The following is a 21,494-nucleotide window of genomic DNA, read 5'->3' as shown; positions in this document are numbered from 1 at the left end:
TCACGGCGCATGCTCGCCCGCGGGGCGAAGCGCATCCCAGCGCCGCAGCTCGGCCACGCGCTCCGGCGCCGCCGAACGGCGGCCGAGCAGCCAATAGTCGAACCAGTCGATTGCCCGCTCGTAGATCGCGCGCCGGTGCGCGGGCTGCCATTTGTAATGATATTCGTCGGGAAAGACGTAGAGGTCGACCGGCCGGTGGAAATCGCGGAGCGCGCCATAAGCCTCGAGCGCGAGCAGCGCCTCGTTGTCCGACAGCTGCATCAGGATCGGAACGCGCAGCCGGTCGGCGTTGAACGCGAGCGAGAAGGGGCGCCAGAATTCCGGCGCGGGCTCGGTCGCACGCGGATAGCCGTCGCCATGCAGGTCGTCGGCCCAGGCGATTCCGCCATAGGTCATGACGGTATTGGCATCCATGCAGCAGGTGCTGACCGCCGCCGCGGCGAACAGGTCGCTGTTGATCAGCGCGAAGCGCGTCGTGGCCGATCCGTCGCTCTGCCCGGTGATGCCGACCCGGCGTGGGTCGGCGATGCCCGAGGCGATGACCTGCCGCACCCCGGTCTCGAGCGCCGACAGGACGCTGCGCCGATCCGCCCAGTCCTTCGCGCCGACGGCGATGGCCTCGTCGATCGTGCGCACGCCCGGCACCAGAGATGCATACTCCGCCGGCCGCTCGAAACTCAGCACCGCATAGCCGCGCGCTGCGAACAGGTGGATCGGATATTCGTCGCCGGTGCCGCCACGCAGAAAGCCGTCGCTGCGATATTGGACGACGACCAGCGGCAGCTTCTCGCCCTCGCGGTAGCCGGGCGGCAGCACCAGGTCGCCGCGCACCTCGAGCCCGAGCGCGTTTTTCCATCGGAGCCGCTTCGCCATCCCCAGCCGGATGGCACCGAACTCGGGATTGGGGTCGAACACCAGCTCGGCGCCGCCGGTCCCGGGATCGATCCTGACGAGACGGCGCGGCGTAGTCGCGTTCTCGCGCAGGCACAGGAGCGCGTCCGAGACGGGCACGCAGCCCTGGATCATGTCCTGCGTCGCGAGCACGCGTCGGGGCGCCGCGCCGTCCCGGGCCAGGCGATACAGTCCCATCTCGCCGTTCGCCCAGCCTTCCCGTCTCAGGAACCACAGCGCGCGTCCGCCGGGTTCCCACCACACGCCGGTTATGCGCCCGAGGCACGCGGGATCACGGCATTGCCGGCGCTTGCCCTGCGGCGTCTCGACCCACAGCCGCTGCGGGCTGAGCGGCGACGGGTCGCTCAGCGCGGTGCCGGCGCGCCAGCCGGCTGGCGACAGCGCGGCCGTCGAACGGTCGCTGTAGCGCGTCTCGCGCGTGCCGAGCAGCGCCTGCTCGGTGGGTCCGGCGGTCGCCGTCGCGCCCGTGGCGAGGTCTACGACCGACGCGACGAGCGGCGCGGGCCGGCCTTCCTGCGGGCGCATGCCCCAGTTGGGCACGAACCGCGCGTCATAGGCCCAGCCGTCGAGCCCCTCGCGCTCGATCGCGCGGCGCTGCGCGACCAGCGTCGGCCGCGCCGCAAAGACGATCCGGCGACCGTCGGCCGACCAGGCGAACGCCTCGACATCGGCGTCCGAGCGGGAGACGGCGACCGCGCCCCCGCCCGAATGCCGCGCGCGCCATACCTGGGTCACCCCATTGTCCCGGCGCAGATAGGCAACCCATTCGCCGTCGGGGGACCAGACAGGCACGATCAGTTCCGGAAAACCGGTGCGCTGGACCGACCCGCGCAGGAAGCTGAACACCGTGATCAGTTCGCCACCGCGATCGATCGCGCGCGGCGGCGCCTCGCGGTCGAGGTCGACCACCACCAGCCCACGGCAATAGCTATTCGTGTCGAGGTCGGCACGGTTGAGCACAAATGCGACGCTCCTCCCGTCGGGCGACACCGCGAGCGGGCTCTCGGGCAGCACGAACGAAGGGTCGGGCTGGCCGATGTCGCGCAGCTCGACCAGATCCCGCGCCGTGATTGCCCTTGCCGGACCCGGCGCGACCGGATCCGGCAGCAGATGCTCGCAGCCGGCGCGGGCGATCGGGATCGCCGCGCATACGGCGACGAGGAGCGCGACCGCCGCCAGCCGCGCCCGGCATGCCCAGAGCTTCACCACCGCTTGGCGATCCCGAAGCTGACGAACCGGCCGAGCGGCGAATAGTTGGTCGAATCATACGGCGCTTCGTAGGGCAGCGTCGTGGCGATCCGTCCTGGCAGCGCGTCGAACAGGTTGGCGGCCGAGAGCGTCAGGTCGAGATTGGACAGCGGGCCGTCGCCGTCGCCGGTGCGGTAGCGCAGGGTCAGGTCGACCGTCGCCATCGGGCTGATCCACGCCGCGGGCGCGCTGCGCACGTCCGATACCCCGCCGGTGTAGTTGAACGCGCCCTCGACCACCAGGCCGCCGGACTCCCATGCGGCCGTGGCGCGACCGCGCCAGTGCGCGGGGTTGAACAGCGTGCCCGCGAGCACCGTCTCGGGCTGCAGCGCGCTCAGCCGCTGGTCGCTTTCGAGATAGCTGGCATTGACCGTGAGCCGCAGCCCGCCGCTGGCGCCGAGATCGAACCGGTAGCTTCCGAGGATATCGACGCCCTGGACCGTCTGCTGCGCCGCGTTGACGTTGCTGTTGTCGATGATCGCGACGACCCTGGTGGGATCGTAGGCGCCGCCGGTCAGGTTGCGGAACTCGCCGGCGCCGGCGATGATCGCGGCCTGCGCGGCGGCCGAGGGCGTCAGCGTCACGCTGTCGCGGTAGAGCGGATTGCTCAGCGCCTGCGACGCGTAGATCAGCGGCGTGACGATCCGGTCGCGATAGGCGACGTGGAAATAGCCGACTTCGAGCCGGACGCCGGGTGCGCCGCGAGGATGGAGCACCGCGGTCGCGCTCCAGCTCGTCGCGCGCTCGGGCTGCAGCGCCGAATTGCCGCCTTCGGCGTAGAGCACGGCCGAGCCGGCGGGATAGCTGCCGCCGAAGATCGACGGCGGCGCCAGGTAGAGCGACTGGAGCTGGTAGCGCTGGTAGAAGGTCGGGGCCCGGTACGATTTCCCCCAGCTCGCCTTGAATTCGAGGTCGGGGCTGATCCCGTAGATCAGGCCGAGCTTGGGCGTGGCGATCTCGCCGATGCCGGGATAGCGCTCGTAGCGCAGCGCTGCGCTGAGGTTGAGCCGGTCGACCAGCGGCATCTGTCGGTCGGGCGAGACCAGCGGCAGACTCAATTCGCCATAGGCGAAGTAGCTGTCCTGCGACCGGTCGATGTTCGAGATGTTCGCGGGCCCGCGGAAATTCTCGAAATGGTTGCTGCGGTAGCCGGCGCCGATCGCGAGCTTGGCGCTGCCGCCAGGCAGCGCGAACAGCGGGCCGTCGGCATTGGCTTCGATCGCCCTGGCGCTGTTGCGGTACATGTTGGGGATCGTCGAGGTGAGCGCGCCGGCAAGCGTATAGGTGTTGGTGGCGACGACGAGATGGTCCTGGCCGTAGGTGCCGAGCAGGGTCGCGCGCCACGCGCCGACCGACAATTTGAGACTCGGCGCCAGTGCGAAATTCTCGACGGTCGCCGGGACATTGATCCGCGAGGTCGCGTTGGTGCTGTACTGCGCCCAGCTCGACCGCCAGTTGTAATAGCCGTCGAAATCGAGCTCGAGGCCGCCGCCGAGGTCCTGGTGCCCGGTGCCGACGATATTGTGATGCTTGAGCGCGGGCAGGAAGGTGAGCTCGGGGTCGCTGCCGCCGAACGGGCGCTGCCGCGCATAGATCGGCGCGTCGCGCAGGAACTCGTAGCTCAGCAGCAGCCCGCCGCCGGCCCAGGTCCCGCCGCCGGTGACCGCATAGAGCTGGCTGAAGGCGCCGCCGCGGGTGGCGGCGCCGAGCCGGGCGCGCGTCTCGAACCCTTCATAGTCGCGCTTGAGGATGATGTTGGCGACGCCCGCGACCGCGTCCGAGCCGTAGAGCGCCGAGGCGCCGTCGGCGACGACCTCGATCCGGTCGACCGCGCCCAGGGGGATCGCCGAGATGTCGATGCTCTGCCGCGAGGCGCTGTAGGGCATGCGGTGCCCGTTGAGCAGCGTCAGCGTCGCATCGCTGCCCAAGCCGCGCAGATTGATCGAGGCGGCACCGCCGACATCGACGCCGCTGCTGGCCGGGACGTTACGCCCGACGCCGGGGTTCTGGCCGCCGCCGAAATTCTGCGGGATGGTCCGCGCCGCCTCGGCCACCGTCGCCTGGCCGCGATTGCGGATCGAATCCTGGTCGAGCGCGATCACCTGCGAGGCTACCGGGGCGCCGCGGATACGCGAGCCGGTGACGACGATCTCGCGCTCTGGCTCATGCTGCTGGGCAAGGTTTCCGCCGAAAGGGCGCAGCACGAACGCGCCTTCGACCGTCTCGACGCCGAGCCCGGTCCCTTCGAGCAGCTGCGCGAGCGCATCGTCGGCGTCGTAGCGCCCGCTGACCCCGCCGCTGCGCTTGCCAGCGACGAGTTCGGCCGACGCCAGCACTTCACGGCCCGAGGCTGCCGAGAAGCGGCGCAGCGCCGAGGCGAGATCCTGCGCCTCGATCTCGTAGCTGCGCGCGTCCGCCTGTGCCTGTGCGGGGCTCGCCGCCGCAACCGCCACCATCGCCACCGAAATCATCAATCCGACCCGCATAACCTTCCCCCTTCATGGCCCGTTGATCGGGTCCATCTCGGAAGGCGTTGACGGCGGGTCGGAGAAATCCCCCCGAAAATTATCGAGGGGTCGACGGCTAGCGAGGTCCGGCGAGCACCAGGCGGCTGCCGCTTTCGTCGAGCGACAGGTCGAGCGCGGCGGCGAGCTTGCGCGCCAGCGCGCGGGTGTCGGCGAGGTCGAAGGTGCCGGTCACCTGCCGATCGCCGAGTGTGGCGTCGCCGAGCTCGATCGGCGCCGACGTACCGCGGTTGGCGAGCGCCAGCACGTCGCGGAGTGGCATCGCCTCGACCGAGACGCGCGGTGGGGTCCAGCGCTGGGGGATCGCGGCCGGGCGGCGCAAGCCGTCTGCGCCCACGCCTTCGCCCGCGATAAGCCGGATGGGGCGCCCGTGGCCGGGGTGGACTTCGACCCGGCCCTCGATGAGGGCGACATCGGCGTCGCCGCCGGCGAGCCGCACGTCGAAGACCGTCCCGGTCGCGAGCACCGAGCAGGTGCCGGCGAGCACGCGAAACGGCCGACTCGCGTCATGCGCGACGACGAAGCGCGCCTCACCGCCGGTCAGGCGAACCTCGCGCGCCTCACCCGAATAGGCGACCGCCACGGTGGCGCCCGGCGCCAGCAGCACGACGCTGCCGTCGTCGAGCCGCAGCGCCTTGGCATCCGTCGCCTCGAACGCGACGAGCGGCGGCCCGACGGGTGCCGGCTCCGCGCCGCCGAAGCGCCACACGCCGATTGCGATCGCGAGCACGATGGCGATCGACGCGGCCGCGAGCGCTGGCCAACTCCATTGCGGGCGCGGCGCGGGCCGCGCTTCGCGCGGGCGCCGCACCGTGCCGTATGCGGCCCATAGCTTCTCATATTCGGCAAAGGCCTGAGTATGACGCGGATCGGCGTCGCGCCAGCGCTCGAACGCTTCGCGCTCGGCCTCGCCGTCGGGCCCGCGCAGGCGCGCGAACCAGTCGGACGCCTCGCGCTCGATCCGGTCCGAAGTCAAAGCGCGCCGACTCGGCGGCGCAGCAGGTACAAAGCCTTGGCGATCTGCTTTTCCACGCCCTTGATACTCATGTTCCTGGCCTCGGCGATCTCCGCATAGCTGAGACCGTCGAGTCGATGCATCAGGAATATTTCGCGCGTCTTGGGCTTGAGCGTCGTCAGAGCCTCTTCGAGGCGCGTGACCGCATCGCGTGCCTCGAGCTGGTGGTGCGGATCGAGGCCGGCGATCGCGTCATCGTCATAGCTTTCGTGCGCCGCGTCGTGGTGCCGCGCCGCCGCGCTCGCGCGGTCGCGTACCAGGTTGCCGGCGATCCGGCTGAGATAGGCCTCGGGGCGTTCGACGCGGGTCGTGGTGCCGAGCAGGCGGCGAAAGCTCTCCTGGACGAGATCGGCGACGTCATCACGCGGTATACGCCGCGCGAAGAAGCGCGCGAGCCGCGGCGACTGGCTGCGGTAGAGCGCGTCCGAGGCGATCGAGCCACATGGCGACACGCGATCCTCGGGTGGCAATGGATCGTCTTCGCCGAGGCGTGCGGGTGGCAGGAACCGGTCGAACGTCATCTGGGCACGCCGCCGCCCGGCGGCTGTGCCGCTCCTGCCCGAATGCCCAGTTCTGCCATCGCCGTCTCCCGCGCATGAGACCAGCGCGAGAAGCCGGGTGTTGAGAACATGCCTGAGTCATGCGCCGACGTCTTTGGCCCCGAAGAGCTTGGACATGCACGTCGGCCACCCGGCGAATGCCTGGGCAGAACTGGCTCTCAGATCGAGGTTCTCACGCCTCGGCACCGCGGCAGGGCCGGATGCAATGCCAGTGTAGCAAGGGCTTGCGCGACTTCAACCTTAGCTGCGGTGAAGCGATCCCGCGGCCTGCGACTTGCTCCGTTCCGGAGATAGTTACCACCAAACCAGTTCATCTTTCTAACTGCGGGATCATCGGCCTTACGCTTGACCTAGAGCCGTAGTCTCACTTCCACAGGCGTGTCTGAGATCGGTGGTTTGTCAATGGCCGGGCTTGCGGATTGACTTTCGTAATCATCCTCCGCCGGAAGTGACACTATAGAATCTCTGTGATAGCCAAAGGTGTCTATCGAATTGGGGTGGGCACCGATTCGACGGGGCAACTTGCGTCTGAACACAGGGCGAGAAGCATTAACGAGGGGGCAAGGCAATGCGCGCTAGGACCGCGGTTCTTCTGATCGTCGTACTGGCGGTTATCGCTATCGGCTGGTATTGGCTTGATCATCGCGCAAGCACCACAGCGACCGCACCGCTAAAAATGCTGACATGGGTGGGTTATGACGAACCCGACTATGTGGCGGCTCTCGAGAAAGCTACGGGCAGGAAGGTCGTAGTCCAGACCTATTCCGGTGGCGAGCAGATGTATCAGCTGCTCACAAAGAGCCCTCCCGGAACCTTTGACGTCGTTATCGTGGACGCGGAATTTGGCCGCAAGCTGTTTGCTGAAAAGGCACTCCGCGAGCTTACCGACGATGACTGGAAATTTCCTGACCTGCTTACTTCTTTCACCGACGGAAATCCAGCGAGCTTGAACGGTAAGACGTTCGGCGCGGTGGCGCGTTGGGGAGCGGTTGGCCTGGTGTACAATACGACGATTTTCTCGCCCTCCGACGTTCAAAGCTATCGCGTTCTACTGAGCCCCAAGGCCAAGGGAAAGGTAGGCATCTTCGATTGGTATCTGCCAACAATGGGGATATTGTCGAAGAGCCTCGGCAACTCTCGTCCATATGATCTCAACTCCCAGCAATTGGCGCAACTTGAGAAATACCTCCTGCAATTGCGTCCCCAAGTTGCTTCAATTCAAGCCGACACGGGTGCGGTGATCGACGACCTGCGCAGTGGACGGGTGGCGATCGTACCGGGCATCGGAGAATGGGCTTCCGCGGCGCTACAGTCGTCGGGGCTACCGATCGACTATGTTGTGCCCGATGAAGGGGGCATCATGTGGGTCGAAGCTTTCGCCATTCCGGCTACCGCGCGTGATCCGGTAGCTTCCCGAGCGCTGATTGCTGCGGCGATGCGGCCTGAAACCCTGGCGATGCTAGCTTCGCGCAAAGCCTATTTTTCGCAGGTAAGTCGCAAAACGGCGTACCTCCACATCGCCGAACCTGTGCGCAAGGCGCTCAAATCGACCACTCCTGAAGATGCGGAGCGCATCGCGGGAACGCTCCAGTTCCGAGAACTTCCGGGGCCTAGCACGCTTGAGGCGCAATGGTTAGAGGTTTGGAACCGCTTTAAAGTCGCTCGTTAATAATCGGCATAGCAAGGTGAGGCTTAGCCGATGCATAGCTTTCTGCACGCCATTTCTGGCTTCGTCGAGCGCAATCTGCTCCCAATAACCAAGCATAGACTTTGGCCCGCAGCCTACCCTTTTATGATACTACTGCTGGGTTTGTGGTCGGCGATGCAGCAGAAGTTCGTCGGGGATGTAACTCGTATCCTATTTTTTGTGATTTTCTTGTGCTTTGTCGTTTATTTCGTCTGGCTACGTTTCGCTCCCTTAGTGCTGCGGCGACGTTGGGTATGCATCTGCCAGCGCCATCACGTGCAGTTCTTTCAAGAGTTCATGTTCTCAAGTGTGATAGGCAATCACGTCCTACAGCGCGCGCCTCGTTTCGAGATCGTATCCTACCGACGCGGCAGTCTTCCTGACTATATAGCTAGAGAGCGGTCCGAATTGACGCGTCGCTTTCGGGATACGGCCGGCTACGTCGTCACTTTCGATCGTGAGGCCCTTATTCCGCTCGCCCATAGTGGGGTCCAGATCGGCGGTGAGACCTACAAGCTTTCCGAAATGCAAGCCTTGGGGCTCGACGAGAACTATAAGATGGAAGGCCTTGAGCCGGACAAACGCGCAGCCATTGATTTCACGGCCGAGCGAGTTGCACATTATGCTCGACCGCTGTTCTGGGGACTGGCCGGTGTCGTGCTGAAGCAGGTGACTCCGGCTTCTTCGGTCGGGGGGTTCGCGGTGCAGGATTCTGCTGGACGCCCGTCGATTGACCTCGCCGCGCTAGTGGCGGCCGTGAATTCGGACACCCCTCCGAGCTGCAAAATCTACGTGCTGAACTGGCCAGTCCTGCTCTGGAATCTCTTGGCCATAACGATCACCGGCAAGGCCGAACTGTTTCAAGATGAGGAGATCAAGCAGGTAACCGCGCTGCTAGATGGGCTCCGGCTCGCAGGCAAGCATGCCAACGTGATCGTCGTCGACAACCCTTTCGTCCTCATGGATGCAATTGAAGAGGAAGTTGAAACGATCGTTATCGGGGGCGGGTCATGGCTTCTTGACACCGCAAAACCCGAAATCAAGCTGCTTCCAATTCTAGCGCCGCAAGGCGCCATGCTTTCCAAGTATATGGAATGCCTAGGGTATCTAATGCTGCCGGCTCCCTACTCCACCGAAGTAAGAAAAGATGCAAGGACAATCGATACGTGGGTAAGACGCCAATTCGAACGTGAATTGCTCATTGGAAGTCCTACTTTCGATGCCACGCGCGTAAGTTTGCCGTGTTGGGTACCACTCAATCAAAAGGGCAATGTACTGCTTGGCCTTGATCTCGCAGGAATAGAGGTGATTGACCGAGTGATCCCGCTTAAAGCACCGCATCCGCTTTCGATATTTGAGATTGAGTGAGGCCATGACTGATCCCGCCTCCCGATCTTCCGCCACTAAGTGGCACCGATATCTGCGGATTTATGTACTGTTGGTATTCGGGTTGCCGGCAATTGCGTGTGTGATTGCCGCCGGCCTAGCGGTCGATGGTTTGCACAACGTGGATTCGACGGCGCTGAGTAGGGCCGGGAAAGAAAGCCTCCATTTCTTCCAGAATCCGGCAAATCTGCTAGTCGTCACATCCGCGAGCATTATTTCGGTGGTGCTAAGTCTGCTGGTGGCATGGGTTATTCACACTCGAAATCTCAGGTTCAAAATTCTTCTCATCTGCCTGTTCCTGATGCCGCAGGCGCTTCCTTATGAAGCCATTACCTGGATTGCACGGACCATACCGTCTCCGCCGATACCACTCGCGACTTACGTGCTCGTGTACAGATATATGCCAATTTGCTTGGTGTTTAGCTATCTAAGCGTATCGCGCTTCTCTCATGACATACTCATGGTAGCGCAGAGCCTCGGCCTTTCCGAAAGCCAAATCATAAAGAATCGCGTCATTCCAAATATATTATCGGCCATAATAGCTCAGTTTTTGTTCGTATTAATGATCATGGCTACTGATAATGTCGGCATGAGCTATTCGAGCGGAGGGCAGCTTACCGGTTTGGGCAACGTCATAAACGACTGGTCAAAAACCACCGACAATCGCGCAATAGCGTATGCATTGACATTCGTTGTTGCGATCGTCGGAGCGATTGCCGCGGGAGGCGCAAACGTGCTTGGCTGGTGGAGAGCTTCGATACGCGGCAAGCGCAAAGAGCTGTTTCAGAGAAGACGATCCGTCGCCGTCTGGCCGCTTTGGGCCCTTGCGGTCTTGATTGGCGGCACGCCGCTCGCTGTTTCATTGAGTCATTATTCGGAAATGAACGGGAAGCTCATGCCATTCTTGGCAGCAATCAGCCTGATTACGGCGCCCACCGTCATCTATCTGGCGGTCGGAATATTTCTGTCGGCCGGCAGCGCGCTCGTGATCTACCTTGTCGTACAGCAGCGTGAGACGCGTCCGCCGAGCGGCGCGCTTTCGGTCGCTGTTGCGATCTCAATGTTTGGGTTGCTCATACCGCCAGTGATGCGGGGAGATTTCTTCGTTACGCCGACCAGCTACCTGTTTCAATCTGCCGGCAGCGCCGGCTGGGCCGCATTCTGGATGTGGGTAACCTTATTTCCCGCTATCGCTGCCCTCGCGGCGCTGCACCCAGTCAGCCGGAATAACCGCTTCCAGAGCGTGCTGGAAAATGCAGGGGTCAGACCGGGGCGTCGCTTGATGCTGTCAATCGGCCATGCCCATCCTGCACTGCTCGGCGCAGCCTTGCTATGGTTGTTCTTCGCGCTCTTCGACACCTCCGTCAGTCGCTCCACGGCGGGCTCAGACCGGCCATTCGGTGTCTGGTTCCGCGATCAGATCTCAACAACCTATGACCCAGGCTTCATCGCGACCGGCGTCGTAATCAGTTACCTCTTGGCCCTTTTGCTTGGAATGGCGACCTTGCTCTTCGCAATCTCGAGGCGTTCTAATGTCCGATGAGAACCCTGCCCCCAACTTTTCGATAAAAGACGGCCGTTTTCGGCTGCCGACAGGAATCGATGTAGAAATTCCTCGCCTCATCGTCCCCGACAAGGGGCTACTAATTGTCGTTGGGCCCAATGGTGGAGGCAAGACCTCTCTGGCTACCTATCTCTGTGGGCTGAGGCGTGAACAGCCCAGCGTCGTGCACGAACTGCCAGCGATGTGCTGGCAGCACGCGGAACTGGTCCCCGGAACTGTGCTCGATAATCTCGAGCTAGTGCGCCACAGTTCGAAATTCGCGCTTGGATCCAACAGCGAGATCGAGGCGGTATTGCGCTACGTGGATCTGACGACCAGCCAGAGGAAATCGGCAGCCACACTCAGTGGCGGTGAAGCCCAGCGTCTGAGCATCGCGCGGACATTGATGACATCCCGCTTTGGCATGATTCTGGATGAGCCCAGCTCTTCCCTTGACTATCTCGGAATTGAGCAGCTCGTGACAGCGCTCGATGTTTATCTGCAGCATCGCCAACCTTTGGCGACGTCCGGTTGGATCGCGGAGCTCAACGTCGACCGGCGTTTTGTCATCTGCATCACCCACGACCGGATGTTGATTGAGCGCCTTGCCCCACTCAACCCACGTTTCGTGGCCATTGACCAAAATACCGCCCGTGGCGGAAAGTCTATCACTGTTGATACGAACGGCGGCCTAGGTTACCCTCTTTCTGAAATTCGAGCACGGCCGCCATCCCTGTTTTGGGCGGAATTTTTCGATGCCAAAAACATTTTTTACACCGAGGCGATCGGTAAGATCGAGGCCCTTTTTCAGCTGCGCCGTCGGAAAACGGGCACCAGGGGCTTCGTGATTATCGACGACGATAAGGTTCTTGTGCGTCTGACGCAGGAAAATTCAACCTACGTTCAGGGGAAAGTACGTGAAATAGACCAGACCGACGGTGACAAACCATGCACCAATTTGCTGGTAGAATTCTCGAACGATGCCATGGAGCCGATGTCGATATGGTCGTGCGTTCCCGGTAAGGCGGAGGCTTGGGTGAAACCAAATGCCGATATATGGGTGGGAATTGAAGAACCGACGAGTTCGCGCTCGCACGTTGCGGAAGGCCATCGCTGACCATGGGAATGCGGGTTGACCACATCAAGTACAGCGCTCTCGCTGAAGGCCTCGCAAGGGAGCGAGCTGCCCACGCGCCTCATTATGAATTCGGCGCTCTTTATACGCTGTTTTTCGTAGGCGACGAACTTCTCCACGCGTCCTCAGCAGACGGCGACTGTCTGGTAAGCGTCAGCGTGAGCAGGGACGATAAGCTGCGGCACGCGGTCGCGTTCGCACCCTTCGGAGCCGACCTCCCAGCGTTCTTCGCCGAGTTGGTGAAGCTCATGGAAGTGCAAGGCATCCGCCTCGATACGCTTCGCCACGTTCCGATAGAACGTTCAGTTACCGTAGCCGAGCAAGTGAGCGCCGTTGCCGATCTGGTATGCGGTCCCAATACGCCGGTCGAGTTCGAGGATCGATTTCCGCAGATCGAATGGGATCTCCGCGCAGTCTTGCCGGAAGCGGTCCTGCCGCGCGACCTGCCTCAGAGCTTTCCGTCGGCAGAATTCTCAAATTGGCGCTATCAAGCCCGCCGGTTCGTTCGTGGAAACGGCGAGCCCATAGTTCGCGATTACGACATAGATACCGACTTCGCCGCGGCTTGCGCCTTTGCTGAGCGCATTGCGGGCGAGATGGATGACCATGGGGCACATAAGGGCGACCGCGCGATTGCGCCGGTCGTGCGCTTTCTGGAGCGTCTTCGCCTTGCTCGCGCGGAGCATTTCGGTCGGGTTATGGAGGTCGCCGGCAAGATGGTGGGCCTTTCTGTCGGCGGAGCGGTGACCGGCGATATGGCTGCGCTTTATGTCCATTTGGCCGATCACAATCTGAGAGGCGGAGCCCAGTTTTGCTTTCTTGAAGCCATGCACACCGCGAGAGCACTAGGTTTCGAGCGCCTGTGCGTTGGAGGCTCCGAAACGGAAAGCTTGCTTCGGTTCAAGGCTTGGAATTTCGGTCATGCTTTCCATCGTTACGCGACTAAGCGGGAACTGTGCGAGATCGACACCGTAGCCGACCCCGCAAAGAATTGCGGGCATCATGCTGGGCAGGCTGAGGACCGCACTGAGGCGTCCCGCTCACACGCGCGTTCGCATCGTGCCATGCGGGGCACCAACGACTTCCTCAGTCGCGAATTCGCCTAACACCCCCGAGCACAGACGCAATCGCGTACGTTAGCCGGGCCATCGACTTGTACGGGATGGGACATCGTCGGCGACGCAGCTACCGATGCGAGTCGTGGGCTGGTCAGAAATTTGGCAAAACGGTCGAGGCGGTCGTTCGTCCGGTGTTTTCGCACCTCCGGCCATTTTCAACTATCCTCTGACACCTCGCCCGCTCGGCGGCAACGGCAGATGGACGCGGGCAAGCGGTGCGCACGCTGGCGGACATGCTGCGCATGCCGCCAGGGTTCGCGCGTTTGTCGTAGGCCCGCGTCGCACACTTGCTCGCCTGGCTTGCGGCGCAACGGCGGCTAGCCCCCAGGCCCGCGCGCACGCCGCTGCGCCGCGCCGCTCGCAAGAGTGCTCCCTTTTGTTTGATCGCCGTTCGCCGTCCGGGCGACCGCGCTCTACGCCGCCGGGCAGAGCCCGGCTCTGCCGAGCCCGTGCCGGTCTCGGCCTTCGGTGACGATCGCTGGCGCTTGGGCCGGCGCCTGACGGCACCGGCCTGACGGACGCCGCGCGTGCGCGCGGCGGCGTTGCTGGAGGCCGCTCCCGGCAAGCGGGGACGGGCGGCGCTCCCTGCTAGGCCCGCCGCGGCCGGCGGCAACCCCTCCGCTTCGCTCCGGGGTGCTCCACTTGCGTTCCGCCCTTCGGTGCCGCCGCCCGCTCGTGCGGGCCTCTCCGGTCGCTTCTCGCCGCCCGCCCCCGCTTTCCGGGAGGGCCATGGGCTTTTTCGGGTGGCGCAAGGAGGCGAGCCGTGCATTCTCCCCACCAGCGTTCCGCCAAGACCGGCCGCCGGACCCCGGCGCGTGGCGCCGGCCGCGTCAGCCTGTACGACGAAGTCACCGACCGCATCATCGCCGAACTCGAAGCCGGGCGGCTGCCATGGGTGCAGCCGTGGGGCGCGGCTGGCCCCGGTCCCGGGCTGCCGCGCAACGCGCTCAGCCGCCGCCCCTATAGCGGGGTCAACGTCCTGATCCTGTGGGGCGCGGTCATCCGCCATGGCTATCCGTCGCAGAGCTGGCTCACCTTCCGGCAGGCGCAGGAGGCGGGCGGCTGCGTGCGCAAGGGCGAGCACGGCACCAGCGTCGTCTATGCCAACCGCTTCATCCCGCGCGAGGCGGGCAAGACCGGCAGAGGGGGTGGGATCGAAGGCGCGGGCGGCGAGGGACGCGAAGGCGGCGAGCCCGCCGCGTCCGGTGACGAGCGGAGCCGCGCGATCCCGTTCCTCAAGCGTTTCACTGTGTTCAACGTGGCGCAGTGCGAAGGCCTGCGCGAAGGGCTCGCCCCGGACCCAGTGCCGCTTCCCGAGCGCGAGATCGTCCCTGTCGCAGAAGCCTGCATCGCCGCGAGTGGCGTCGAGGTGCGGATCGGCGGCAACCGCGCCTTCTACGCGCCCGGTTCCGACTATGTGCAGGTCCCGCCACAGCCCGCCTTCTTCGAGCAGGTCGACTATTACCGGACCTGCCTGCACGAGCTGACCCACGCGACCGGGCATCCGGCCCGGCTGAATCGCGACCAGTCGGGCTGCTTCGGCAGCAAGCCCTATGCGCGCGAGGAGCTGGTCGCCGAGATGGGCTCGGCGTTCCTGTGCGCGGCGCTCGGCATCGCGCCGACCGTGCGCCACGCCGACTATATCGCGAGCTGGCTCGACGTGCTGCGCGAGGACAATCGCGCGATCTTCCGCGCCGCGAGCGCCGCGACCAAGGCCGCCGACTGGCTGCTCGCGCGCCACACGCAAGCGCAGGACGCAGCGCGGGAGCGGGCGGCATGAGCACGCCCGCTCCCGTCGCGTCCGCGCCAGCCCGCTTCGACGCCGAGGCGACACCGATCGGCGTCCAGAGCCTCGTTCCCGGCGTCGCGCCGATCACGCAGGCCGACCGGCTGGCGTTGCGCGCCGCGCAGCCGCTTGGCCCCAAGAAGCCGCAGCGCGCGTGCGACCTCGGCCTGTTCGACCTCGCCGCGCGCAACCAGCTCGAGCTGTTCACGCCCCGGCCCGCGCCGACGCCCGCCGCGCCGCCCGACCGGCCTTCCTCCCCCACCTTCCCCAAGGAGTCCGACCGATGAACCTGCTCACCCCCGAGCTGCGCGCGGCGCTGCGCCGCAACGGCGACGCCCCCGACCACCCCGGCCACGACCCTGCGCCGCTGGTCAAATTTTTCAATCCGCTTGGTCCCGCGACATGGCTTGCGACCGAGCTTCATCCCGATGGCGACACGCTGTTTGGGCTCGCCGACTTGGGCTTCGGTTGCCCCGAGCTGGGCACGTTCAGCCTGTCCGAACTGGCGGCGGTGCGCCTGCCGTTCGGGCTCGGCATCGAGCGCGACCTGCTGTTCGCGAGCGACGTGCCGCTGTCGGTCTGGGCCAGGTCGGCGCGCCTCGCCGGTTCGATCCTGCTCGCCGAGCGGCTCGCGCGCACGCGCGGCGCGATCCTCTCCGACCCGCTTCCGGACCCTGAGGGGGACGGCTGAGGGTCCCATCAAAGTACTACTTTGATGGGTTCCCTGACGCGCGGCGCGTCTCGCCGCAACGAAGCCGGTCCCGCCTCACCTGCAAGCGCGACGGGACCGGCACTCCAATCAGGAGCAGTGCCATGAAACTCGAATTCATTCCCTTGGACAAGCTGACCGTCAGCAAGGCCAACATGCGCTATGCGAAGAAGGCCCCGGACGTGTCGGACATCCTGCCGACCGTGCGCACGCGCGGCGTCATCCAGCCGCTGATCGTGCGGCCCAATTGCGAGCCCGGCGTGTTCGAGATCGTCGGCGGGGCGCGGCGCTTCCACGCCGCGCGGATCGTCGCCGAGGAACGCCGCGCCGCCAAGCCTGCCAGCCCGCCCGACGCCGAGCCGCTGCCGTGCGCGATCCTCGAAGGCGGCGACGACGCCGATGCGGTCGAGGCCTCGCTGATCGAGAACCTCGCCCGCCTCGACCCCGACGAAGTGACGCAGTGGGAGACGTTCACCCGGCTGGTGAAGGAGGGGCGCAGCCTCGCCGAGCTGGTCGCGACGTTCGGGCTTCCCGAGCTGACGATCAAGCGTGTGCTCGCGCTCGGCAACCTCTTGCCGCGCATCCGCGACCTCTATCGCCGCGAGCAGATCGATGCCGCGACCGTCCGCCAGCTGACGCTCGCCAGCAAGGCCCGGCAGAAGGAGTGGCTCGCGCTCTACGACGACGAATCGGCCTATTGCCCGACCGGCCACCAGCTCAAGGCGTGGCTGTTCGGCGGCGCGTCGGTGCCGGTCGGCAACGCGCTATTCGACGTGGAGGCGAGCGGGATCGCCACCGTCGCCGACCTGTTCGGCGAGGACCGCTATTTCGCGGACGTGGGCGCATTCTGGACCGCGCAGAACGAAGCGGTCGAGGCGCGCCGCGCCGCCTATCTCGAAGCGGGATGGAGCGACGCGGTGGTGGTCGGACCCGACGCGCACTTCCATTCGTGGGAGTATGAGAAGGCGACCAAGCGCAAGGGCGGGCGCGTCTATATCGTCGTGTCCCCGCGCGGCGAGGTCACCTTCCACGAGGGCTATCTGACCGGCAGGGAGGCGCAGCGCGCGCGGCGACGCGACGGCGAGAACGGCGGAGACACCGCCGCGCCTGCCACCAAGCCGCAGCGGCCCGAGGTCACCAGCGCGATGCAGGGCTATATCGACCTGCACCGCCACGCCGCCGTCCGCGCCGCGCTGACCGGCCACCCGCAGGTCGCGCTGCGGCTGATGGTGGCGCACGCGATCACCGGCTCGCACCTGTGGAGCGTGCGCCCCGAGCCGCAGTCGGCACCGAACGATGCGGTCCGCGAGAGCGTCGAAACCTGTCGCGGCGAGACGGTGTTCGACGAGCGCCGCCGCGCGGTGCTGGGGCTGCTCGGCTTCGATCCCGAGGAGCCGACCGTGGTCGGCGGCAATGGCGATCCCTATGGCATCGTCGGCGTGTTCCTGCGGCTGCTCGCGCTCGGCGACGCCGAGCTGCTCGACGTGATCGCCATCGTGATCGGCGAGAGCCTCGCCGCCGGAAGCGCTGCGGTCGAGGCGGTCGGTGCCGAGATCGGCGTGCGCATGGCGGACTGGTGGCAGGCCGACGACGCCTTTTTCGAGCAGGTCCGCGACAAGGAAGTGCTCGCCATGCTCGTCGCCGAGGTCGCTGGTAAGAGCGTCGCCGACGCCAACGCCAAGGAGAAGGGCGCGACGATGAAGCGCATCATCCGCGACTGCCTCGACGGCACGGGCGGGCGCGCCAAGGTCGAGGGATGGGTGCCGAAGTGGATGGCATTCCCGCCCGACGCCTATACCACGCGCGGCGGCGTCGGCAGCGTCAAGGCGCGCGCGCTGGTGGTCGCCGCGCTCACCGCCGACGACGAGCCGGACCCGGCGTCGCCGGGCGCGGGCGCGCTTCCCGAGCCGGATCCGGAAGCGGAGCCGGCCGCGCAGCCGGAGCCTGAGGCGGTGCCGCTCGCGGCATGAAGACGGACGGGCGGCGGCGCGTCCTGCCGCCCGTTTCCTGCTCGAAAATGGGTCAAAATTCGGCCGCGCGCCGCCGCCCTCCGGGCTGCGGCGCGCGGCTATTTCGGGTTTATCCGAATATCTCGCTTCCCTCGCCTCGCATGTCGTCGATCAGTTTGGAGGCAAATCCGGTGACTCGCTTGTAACATCCGACATGCGCGCTGCGGCGAGCGGGACCAGAATATTTGCCTGATCGGGTCGCTATGTTCAGCGACCTTACGAGCGCTCTCACCTCGCGATCGGAGAGGATGAATGCCGCGGTACTCAACGCTATTAGGCGTCTTCTTGGTGCGGTGAAGGAAAAGCGATCGGCGACGGCTTCGGCGTAGTCTCTGGCGCTGAGCATCGTACTCGCTTGAAACGGCGTCTCGCAGCACTCCTGAAAGTAATCCATCACGGCACTGTACTGCGCCTGACTCGGAGGGTTGAAAGCCTCGTATCCCGGATAGGGAATCGTCATTCGGATTGCGAAGCGCTCGATCGAGCCGTCCTGGCCGAGGAAACGCACGATCTGCTGCCTCCTGGCTTTGTAGCGCCGCTTTTTGGGGGGCTTGACCTTACCCGCGAGCGATAGGTCTAGCTCCCAGTGACGATGGGTCACGCGATCCTCGACTTGTGGCGCGTGGGCTTCGCTCATGTTCCCTTCCAGCTCTTTCGAACTCGATTCAGGCTAAGCGGACCACGTGATCGCGCAAGAGGCTGGTGACGAGCGGTGCTGGACGCGAGTCAACATGAACGAGAGCCGTCGAGCGTCGCTGGCGTCGGCAAATGCCGGCGAGATCTCCTGCCGCCGCCGAAAATACGGATCCGATCTGCCGAGTAGCGGTTGGTCGCTCCCTTAATGCGCGGACCCTCGTCGAGTGCATCGGCCTTGTACTCCGCCCGGCGCGATGAGGCGGTTCGTGCCGGATACGGGTCTCCCGTGCGTGCCGGCGTACCCATTCCGCAGCGTCGTCCGTCGACCTGGAGCGGGCTCGGACCGCGCGAAACCATCGCGGGCGAACTCATTTCCCCGCCGGCCAAGGCCGGCTCCTCGCGGCCGCTTCGCTGCAAATGAGCCCGCCGCTCCGGTCCTCCGCTCACGCTTCGGCCTGACGGTTCGCGCGTCCCGCTGCGCCGCTCCTTTTGGTCGCCCGTCGCACGCGAAAGGGTCGTGGGCGAGCAATCAGGAGACCTTCAATGCCTTCGATCGGAACCGTTTCCCGCACCGCCAACGGCGGCTTCAAGGGCCAGCTCAGGACGCTGTCGATCCGCGCCGAGATCGAGATCAGCCCCAACCGCGGCAAGACCAGCGAGGTGCAGCCGGACTACCGCGTCGTCGCCGGCGGCGTCGAGATCGGCGCGGGCTGGGTCCGCCACGGCGAGACTTCGGGCAAGGACTATGTGTCGCTGAGCCTCGCCGCGCCCGAGTTCGGACCTCGCCGGCTCTACGCCAACCTCGGCCGTGCGGCGGGCCAGGACGACGACGATGTGTTCGCGCTGATCTGGAACCCGGCCGACTGAGCCGGCGCGAGGCCCCGCGCCCACCGCGGCGCGGGGCCAAGCCGGATCGAATTCGGAGGTCTTCGTTTTCGATCCTGCCGGCTCACGGGCCGGCGCGGCATCGCCCGCGGAACCGGACGGCATCCCGCCGCTCGGCGAACCGGAACGATCCCATGGACGACGACGATACGATCGAGCGCGCCGCACGGGCGCGGCGCGGCACGCCTTTCCTCACCACCGACCAGGCCGCGGCCTATCTGGCGCTATCGGCGCGGCTGCTCAGGAAGCTGCGCACCAGCGGCAAGGGTCCGGTGTTTCGGCGCCACAGCCGCTACGTCCAATATCATATCGACGACCTCGACAACTGGTCGCGCGAGCATTCGGCCCGCGAGGTGCGCCATGCGAAGCGGTGACGCGCGCGGGTCCGACGGGCCGCTGTTCGCCTGGGGCGAGGCGCTGCGCAGCGCCCGCGCGTCGCGCAGCCGGCTGCGCCGCCGCGCGGCCCTCGTCGCGGTTCCGGCGCTGTGCGCGCTCGCGACCGCAGTCGCGCCGCCGACCCCGCGGCTGGTCTGGAATGCCAGCCCGAGCATGGCGATCGGGCTCTATTCGGTGTCGCCCGGCGCATCGGCGGCGACCGGCGAGCTGGTGATCGCATGGCCGCCGAACAGGGCTCGCCGGCTCGCCGCTGCGCGCCGCTACCTGCCCTCGAACGTGCCGCTAGTGAAGCGCGTCGTCGCCATGCCCGGCGACGAAGTCTGCGCGCTGGGTGCACGCATCTTCATCAACGGTAGCCCCTCTGTCACCCGCCGCACCGCCGATCGGGAGGGCCGCCCGCTTCCCTGGTGGGAAGGCTGTGTGCGCCTGCGCGAGGGCCAGCGGTTCCTGCTTGTCGAATCGAGCCCGGACTCGTTCGACGGGCGCTATTTCGGCGTCAGCGAGCGCGCCGACATCCTCGGCAAGGCACGGCTGCTATGGGCGCGCTGAGCCTGTTCGTCGCGCTCGCGCCGGTCGCCACCTTGCCGGTCGCGGCCGATCCCGTCGACCAGTGGCGCGGCTTCATCGCCGAGGCGTCGCTCCGCTTCGGCGTTCCGTCGGAGTGGATCGCGCGAGTGATGCGCGCCGAAAGCGGCGGCCGCACCACGCGCGGCGGACGCCCGATCCGGTCGGCCAAGGGCGCGATCGGCCTGATGCAGCTGATGCCGGGGACCTGGGCCGACATGCGCGCGCGGCTCGGTCTCGGCGCCAATCCCGACGATCCGCGTGACAACATCCTCGCCGGGACCGCCTATATCCGGCTGATGTACGACCGGTTCGGCTATCCCGGCCTGTTCGCCGCCTACAATGCCGGGCCCGGCCGCTACGCCGCCTATCTGCGGGGCGAAGCGCGGCTTCCGCCGGAGACGATCGCCTATCTGGCGCAGGTCACCGGGCAAGCCCCGGAAGCGCGGCCGGCCGCAAGGTCAGCACCGAAGGGGATCGAACCGCCCCCCATCGATCCGCTGTTCGCGATGCGCGCAAGCGTCACGATTGCCGCAGAACCTGCTGCCGAAGCGACGCCGCGACCGCCCCTGTTTGCGATCCGCCGCGATGTCCCCTGAGCCGCAGAGGTGGGAGGGGGCTCGTCTCGTTCGTCCAAGCATGACGGACGGCGGAGCGGCTATCAAGGCCCGCGGGTGCCCCCCAATTTTGCTGCGAAATGGAGCGCGCTTCGCGCGCGCGTTGTTGGCCCCGGCGCAACAAAATCGGCTCCCCCCGCGTCCGCTTCGCGGCGCCTCCGCTTTCGCTCCGGCGGCCCTGACAGCCGCTCCGCCGCCCGTCTCTCCAACGTCGTTCTCGATCAGGAGGACGGTGTTGAGGAGTATGGTCATGTCTGTTGAAAGTATCGGAGCGGCATCGGAGCGCGTGATGACGGCGCTGGTTTCAGGGCTCGCGCTCGAGTTCGGACGCGAGGTCGGCGAAGCACTGGCGCAGCGCTTTCTCGATGCCGAAGAGGCCGATTTTCACTGGGATGCGCGTGTCTCAGAGCGCTGGCTCGGGACCTATGACGCCGCCGATGACGACGCGATCGAACTCGATCGGGTGGCGATTTTCGGGCGGTTCGACGGCGAATGGTTCGTCGCGGTGTGCATCGTCGATGGCGACGGATGCCCGCATGGGTTGATGGGTCGGCGCACATTCCGCAGCGAGCGCGCGGCCAGGCGCGCCTATGCCGATGCGCGTTGAGCAACTGATTTCAGGCCGGGGTGCGGCGTCCAGCGGGCGCCGTGCCTCGGCTCTCTTTTTGAGCCGGCAAGGGAACGAGGGAGAGGGGGCGAAGCTAGAAGGGCGAATGCAAGATAAAGGCAGTGTCTCGCGACACATGCCAAGTGATTGTCTGCA

Annotated in this window: 19 protein-coding genes; 14 read left to right on the top strand and 5 right to left on the bottom strand. The window is 65.8% G+C overall.

All coding sequences use genetic code 11. The features are described 5' to 3' along the window. From J7495_RS06260 to J7495_RS06245, 4 genes are all read right to left on the bottom strand, one after another. On the bottom strand, positions 1-2,118 hold the full coding sequence (locus J7495_RS06260) for an Atxe2 family lasso peptide isopeptidase (RefSeq protein ID WP_294055446.1): 2,118 nt from the start codon (positions 2,116-2,118) through the stop codon (positions 1-3). Continuing rightward, positions 2,115-4,646 (bottom strand): TonB-dependent receptor, encoded by a 2,532-nt coding sequence (locus J7495_RS06255; RefSeq protein WP_294055444.1) that lies wholly within the window; start codon positions 4,644-4,646, stop codon positions 2,115-2,117. The genes J7495_RS06260 and J7495_RS06255 overlap by 4 nt, the downstream gene beginning before the upstream one ends. Before the next feature lie 97 nt (positions 4,647-4,743). After that, on the bottom strand, positions 4,744-5,661 hold the full coding sequence (locus J7495_RS06250) for a FecR domain-containing protein (RefSeq protein WP_294055442.1): 918 nt from the start codon (positions 5,659-5,661) through the stop codon (positions 4,744-4,746). Continuing rightward, complete coding sequence (locus J7495_RS06245) at positions 5,658-6,221, bottom strand: sigma-70 family RNA polymerase sigma factor (RefSeq protein ID WP_294055440.1); 564 nt, start codon at positions 6,219-6,221, stop codon at positions 5,658-5,660. The genes J7495_RS06250 and J7495_RS06245 overlap by 4 nt, the downstream gene beginning before the upstream one ends. Positions 6,222-6,828: 607 nt before the next feature. On the opposite strand from J7495_RS06245, the gene J7495_RS06240 reads away from it, so the two are divergent. From J7495_RS06240 to J7495_RS06200, 9 genes are all read left to right on the top strand, one after another. After that, entirely contained in the window at positions 6,829-7,929 is a 1,101-nt protein-coding gene (locus tag J7495_RS06240; RefSeq protein WP_294055438.1) for an extracellular solute-binding protein, read from the top strand. Positions 7,930-7,959: 30 nt separating this feature from the next. Then, complete coding sequence (locus tag J7495_RS06235; RefSeq protein WP_294055436.1) at positions 7,960-9,315, top strand: hypothetical protein; 1,356 nt, start codon at positions 7,960-7,962, stop codon at positions 9,313-9,315. Between the two features lie 4 nt (positions 9,316-9,319). Then, the gene (locus J7495_RS06230) at positions 9,320-10,876 is read left to right on the top strand and encodes a hypothetical protein (protein WP_294055434.1); all 1,557 of its coding nucleotides are present in this window, start codon (positions 9,320-9,322) and stop codon (positions 10,874-10,876) included. Next, positions 10,866-11,993 carry an ATP-binding cassette domain-containing protein gene (locus tag J7495_RS06225; protein ID WP_294055432.1) on the top strand — a complete coding sequence of 376 codons (1,128 nt, stop codon included), beginning with the start codon at positions 10,866-10,868 and terminating at the stop codon, positions 11,991-11,993. The genes J7495_RS06230 and J7495_RS06225 overlap by 11 nt, the downstream gene beginning before the upstream one ends. Before the next feature lie 8 nt (positions 11,994-12,001). Beyond that, on the top strand, positions 12,002-13,117 hold the full coding sequence (locus J7495_RS06220) for a hypothetical protein (protein WP_294055430.1): 1,116 nt from the start codon (positions 12,002-12,004) through the stop codon (positions 13,115-13,117). Positions 13,118-13,964: 847 nt separating this feature from the next. Continuing rightward, positions 13,965-14,909: a zincin-like metallopeptidase domain-containing protein gene (locus J7495_RS06215; RefSeq protein ID WP_294055484.1), complete on the top strand. Its 945-nt coding sequence runs from the start codon at positions 13,965-13,967 to the stop codon at positions 14,907-14,909. Continuing rightward, on the top strand, positions 14,906-15,202 hold the full coding sequence (locus J7495_RS06210; protein WP_294055428.1) for a hypothetical protein: 297 nt from the start codon (positions 14,906-14,908) through the stop codon (positions 15,200-15,202). Before J7495_RS06215 ends, J7495_RS06210 begins: the two co-directional genes overlap by 4 nt. Beyond that, entirely contained in the window at positions 15,199-15,606 is a 408-nt protein-coding gene (locus J7495_RS06205) for a DUF2958 domain-containing protein (RefSeq protein WP_294055426.1), read from the top strand. The genes J7495_RS06210 and J7495_RS06205 overlap by 4 nt, the downstream gene beginning before the upstream one ends. Before the next feature lie 122 nt (positions 15,607-15,728). Then, on the top strand, positions 15,729-17,594 hold the full coding sequence (locus J7495_RS06200; RefSeq protein ID WP_294055424.1) for a ParB N-terminal domain-containing protein: 1,866 nt from the start codon (positions 15,729-15,731) through the stop codon (positions 17,592-17,594). Positions 17,595-17,703: 109 nt separating this feature from the next. Here J7495_RS06200 and J7495_RS06195 read toward each other — a convergent pair whose 3' ends face one another. Further along, positions 17,704-18,270, bottom strand: a complete 567-nt coding sequence (locus J7495_RS06195) for a hypothetical protein (protein WP_294055422.1) — start codon at positions 18,268-18,270, stop codon at positions 17,704-17,706. Between the two features lie 542 nt (positions 18,271-18,812). Between J7495_RS06195 and J7495_RS06190 the strand changes: the two genes are divergently transcribed. The 5 genes from J7495_RS06190 (at position 18,813) to J7495_RS06170 (ending at position 21,338) form a co-directional block, all read left to right on the top strand. Continuing rightward, positions 18,813-19,136 (top strand): DUF736 family protein, encoded by a 324-nt coding sequence (locus tag J7495_RS06190; protein WP_294055421.1) that lies wholly within the window; start codon positions 18,813-18,815, stop codon positions 19,134-19,136. A 152-nt stretch (positions 19,137-19,288) separates the two neighbouring features. Beyond that, complete coding sequence (locus tag J7495_RS06185; protein WP_294055419.1) at positions 19,289-19,528, top strand: helix-turn-helix domain-containing protein; 240 nt, start codon at positions 19,289-19,291, stop codon at positions 19,526-19,528. After that, complete coding sequence (locus J7495_RS06180; RefSeq protein ID WP_294055417.1) at positions 19,515-20,099, top strand: S26 family signal peptidase; 585 nt, start codon at positions 19,515-19,517, stop codon at positions 20,097-20,099. Before J7495_RS06185 ends, J7495_RS06180 begins: the two co-directional genes overlap by 14 nt. Next, positions 20,087-20,713, top strand: a complete 627-nt coding sequence (locus J7495_RS06175; protein WP_294055415.1) for a lytic transglycosylase domain-containing protein — start codon at positions 20,087-20,089, stop codon at positions 20,711-20,713. The genes J7495_RS06180 and J7495_RS06175 overlap by 13 nt, the downstream gene beginning before the upstream one ends. A gap of 268 nt (positions 20,714-20,981) precedes the next feature. Next, positions 20,982-21,338, top strand: coding sequence for a hypothetical protein (locus tag J7495_RS06170; RefSeq protein ID WP_294055413.1), 357 nt, complete (start codon positions 20,982-20,984; stop codon positions 21,336-21,338). The last annotated feature ends 156 nt before the right edge of the window (positions 21,339-21,494 follow it).

The organism is Sphingomonas sp., assembly GCF_017745215.1.
In the GTDB taxonomy this organism is placed as follows: domain Bacteria; phylum Pseudomonadota; class Alphaproteobacteria; order Sphingomonadales; family Sphingomonadaceae; genus Sphingomonas.
This window is presented reverse-complemented; position numbering and strand designations above follow the sequence as displayed.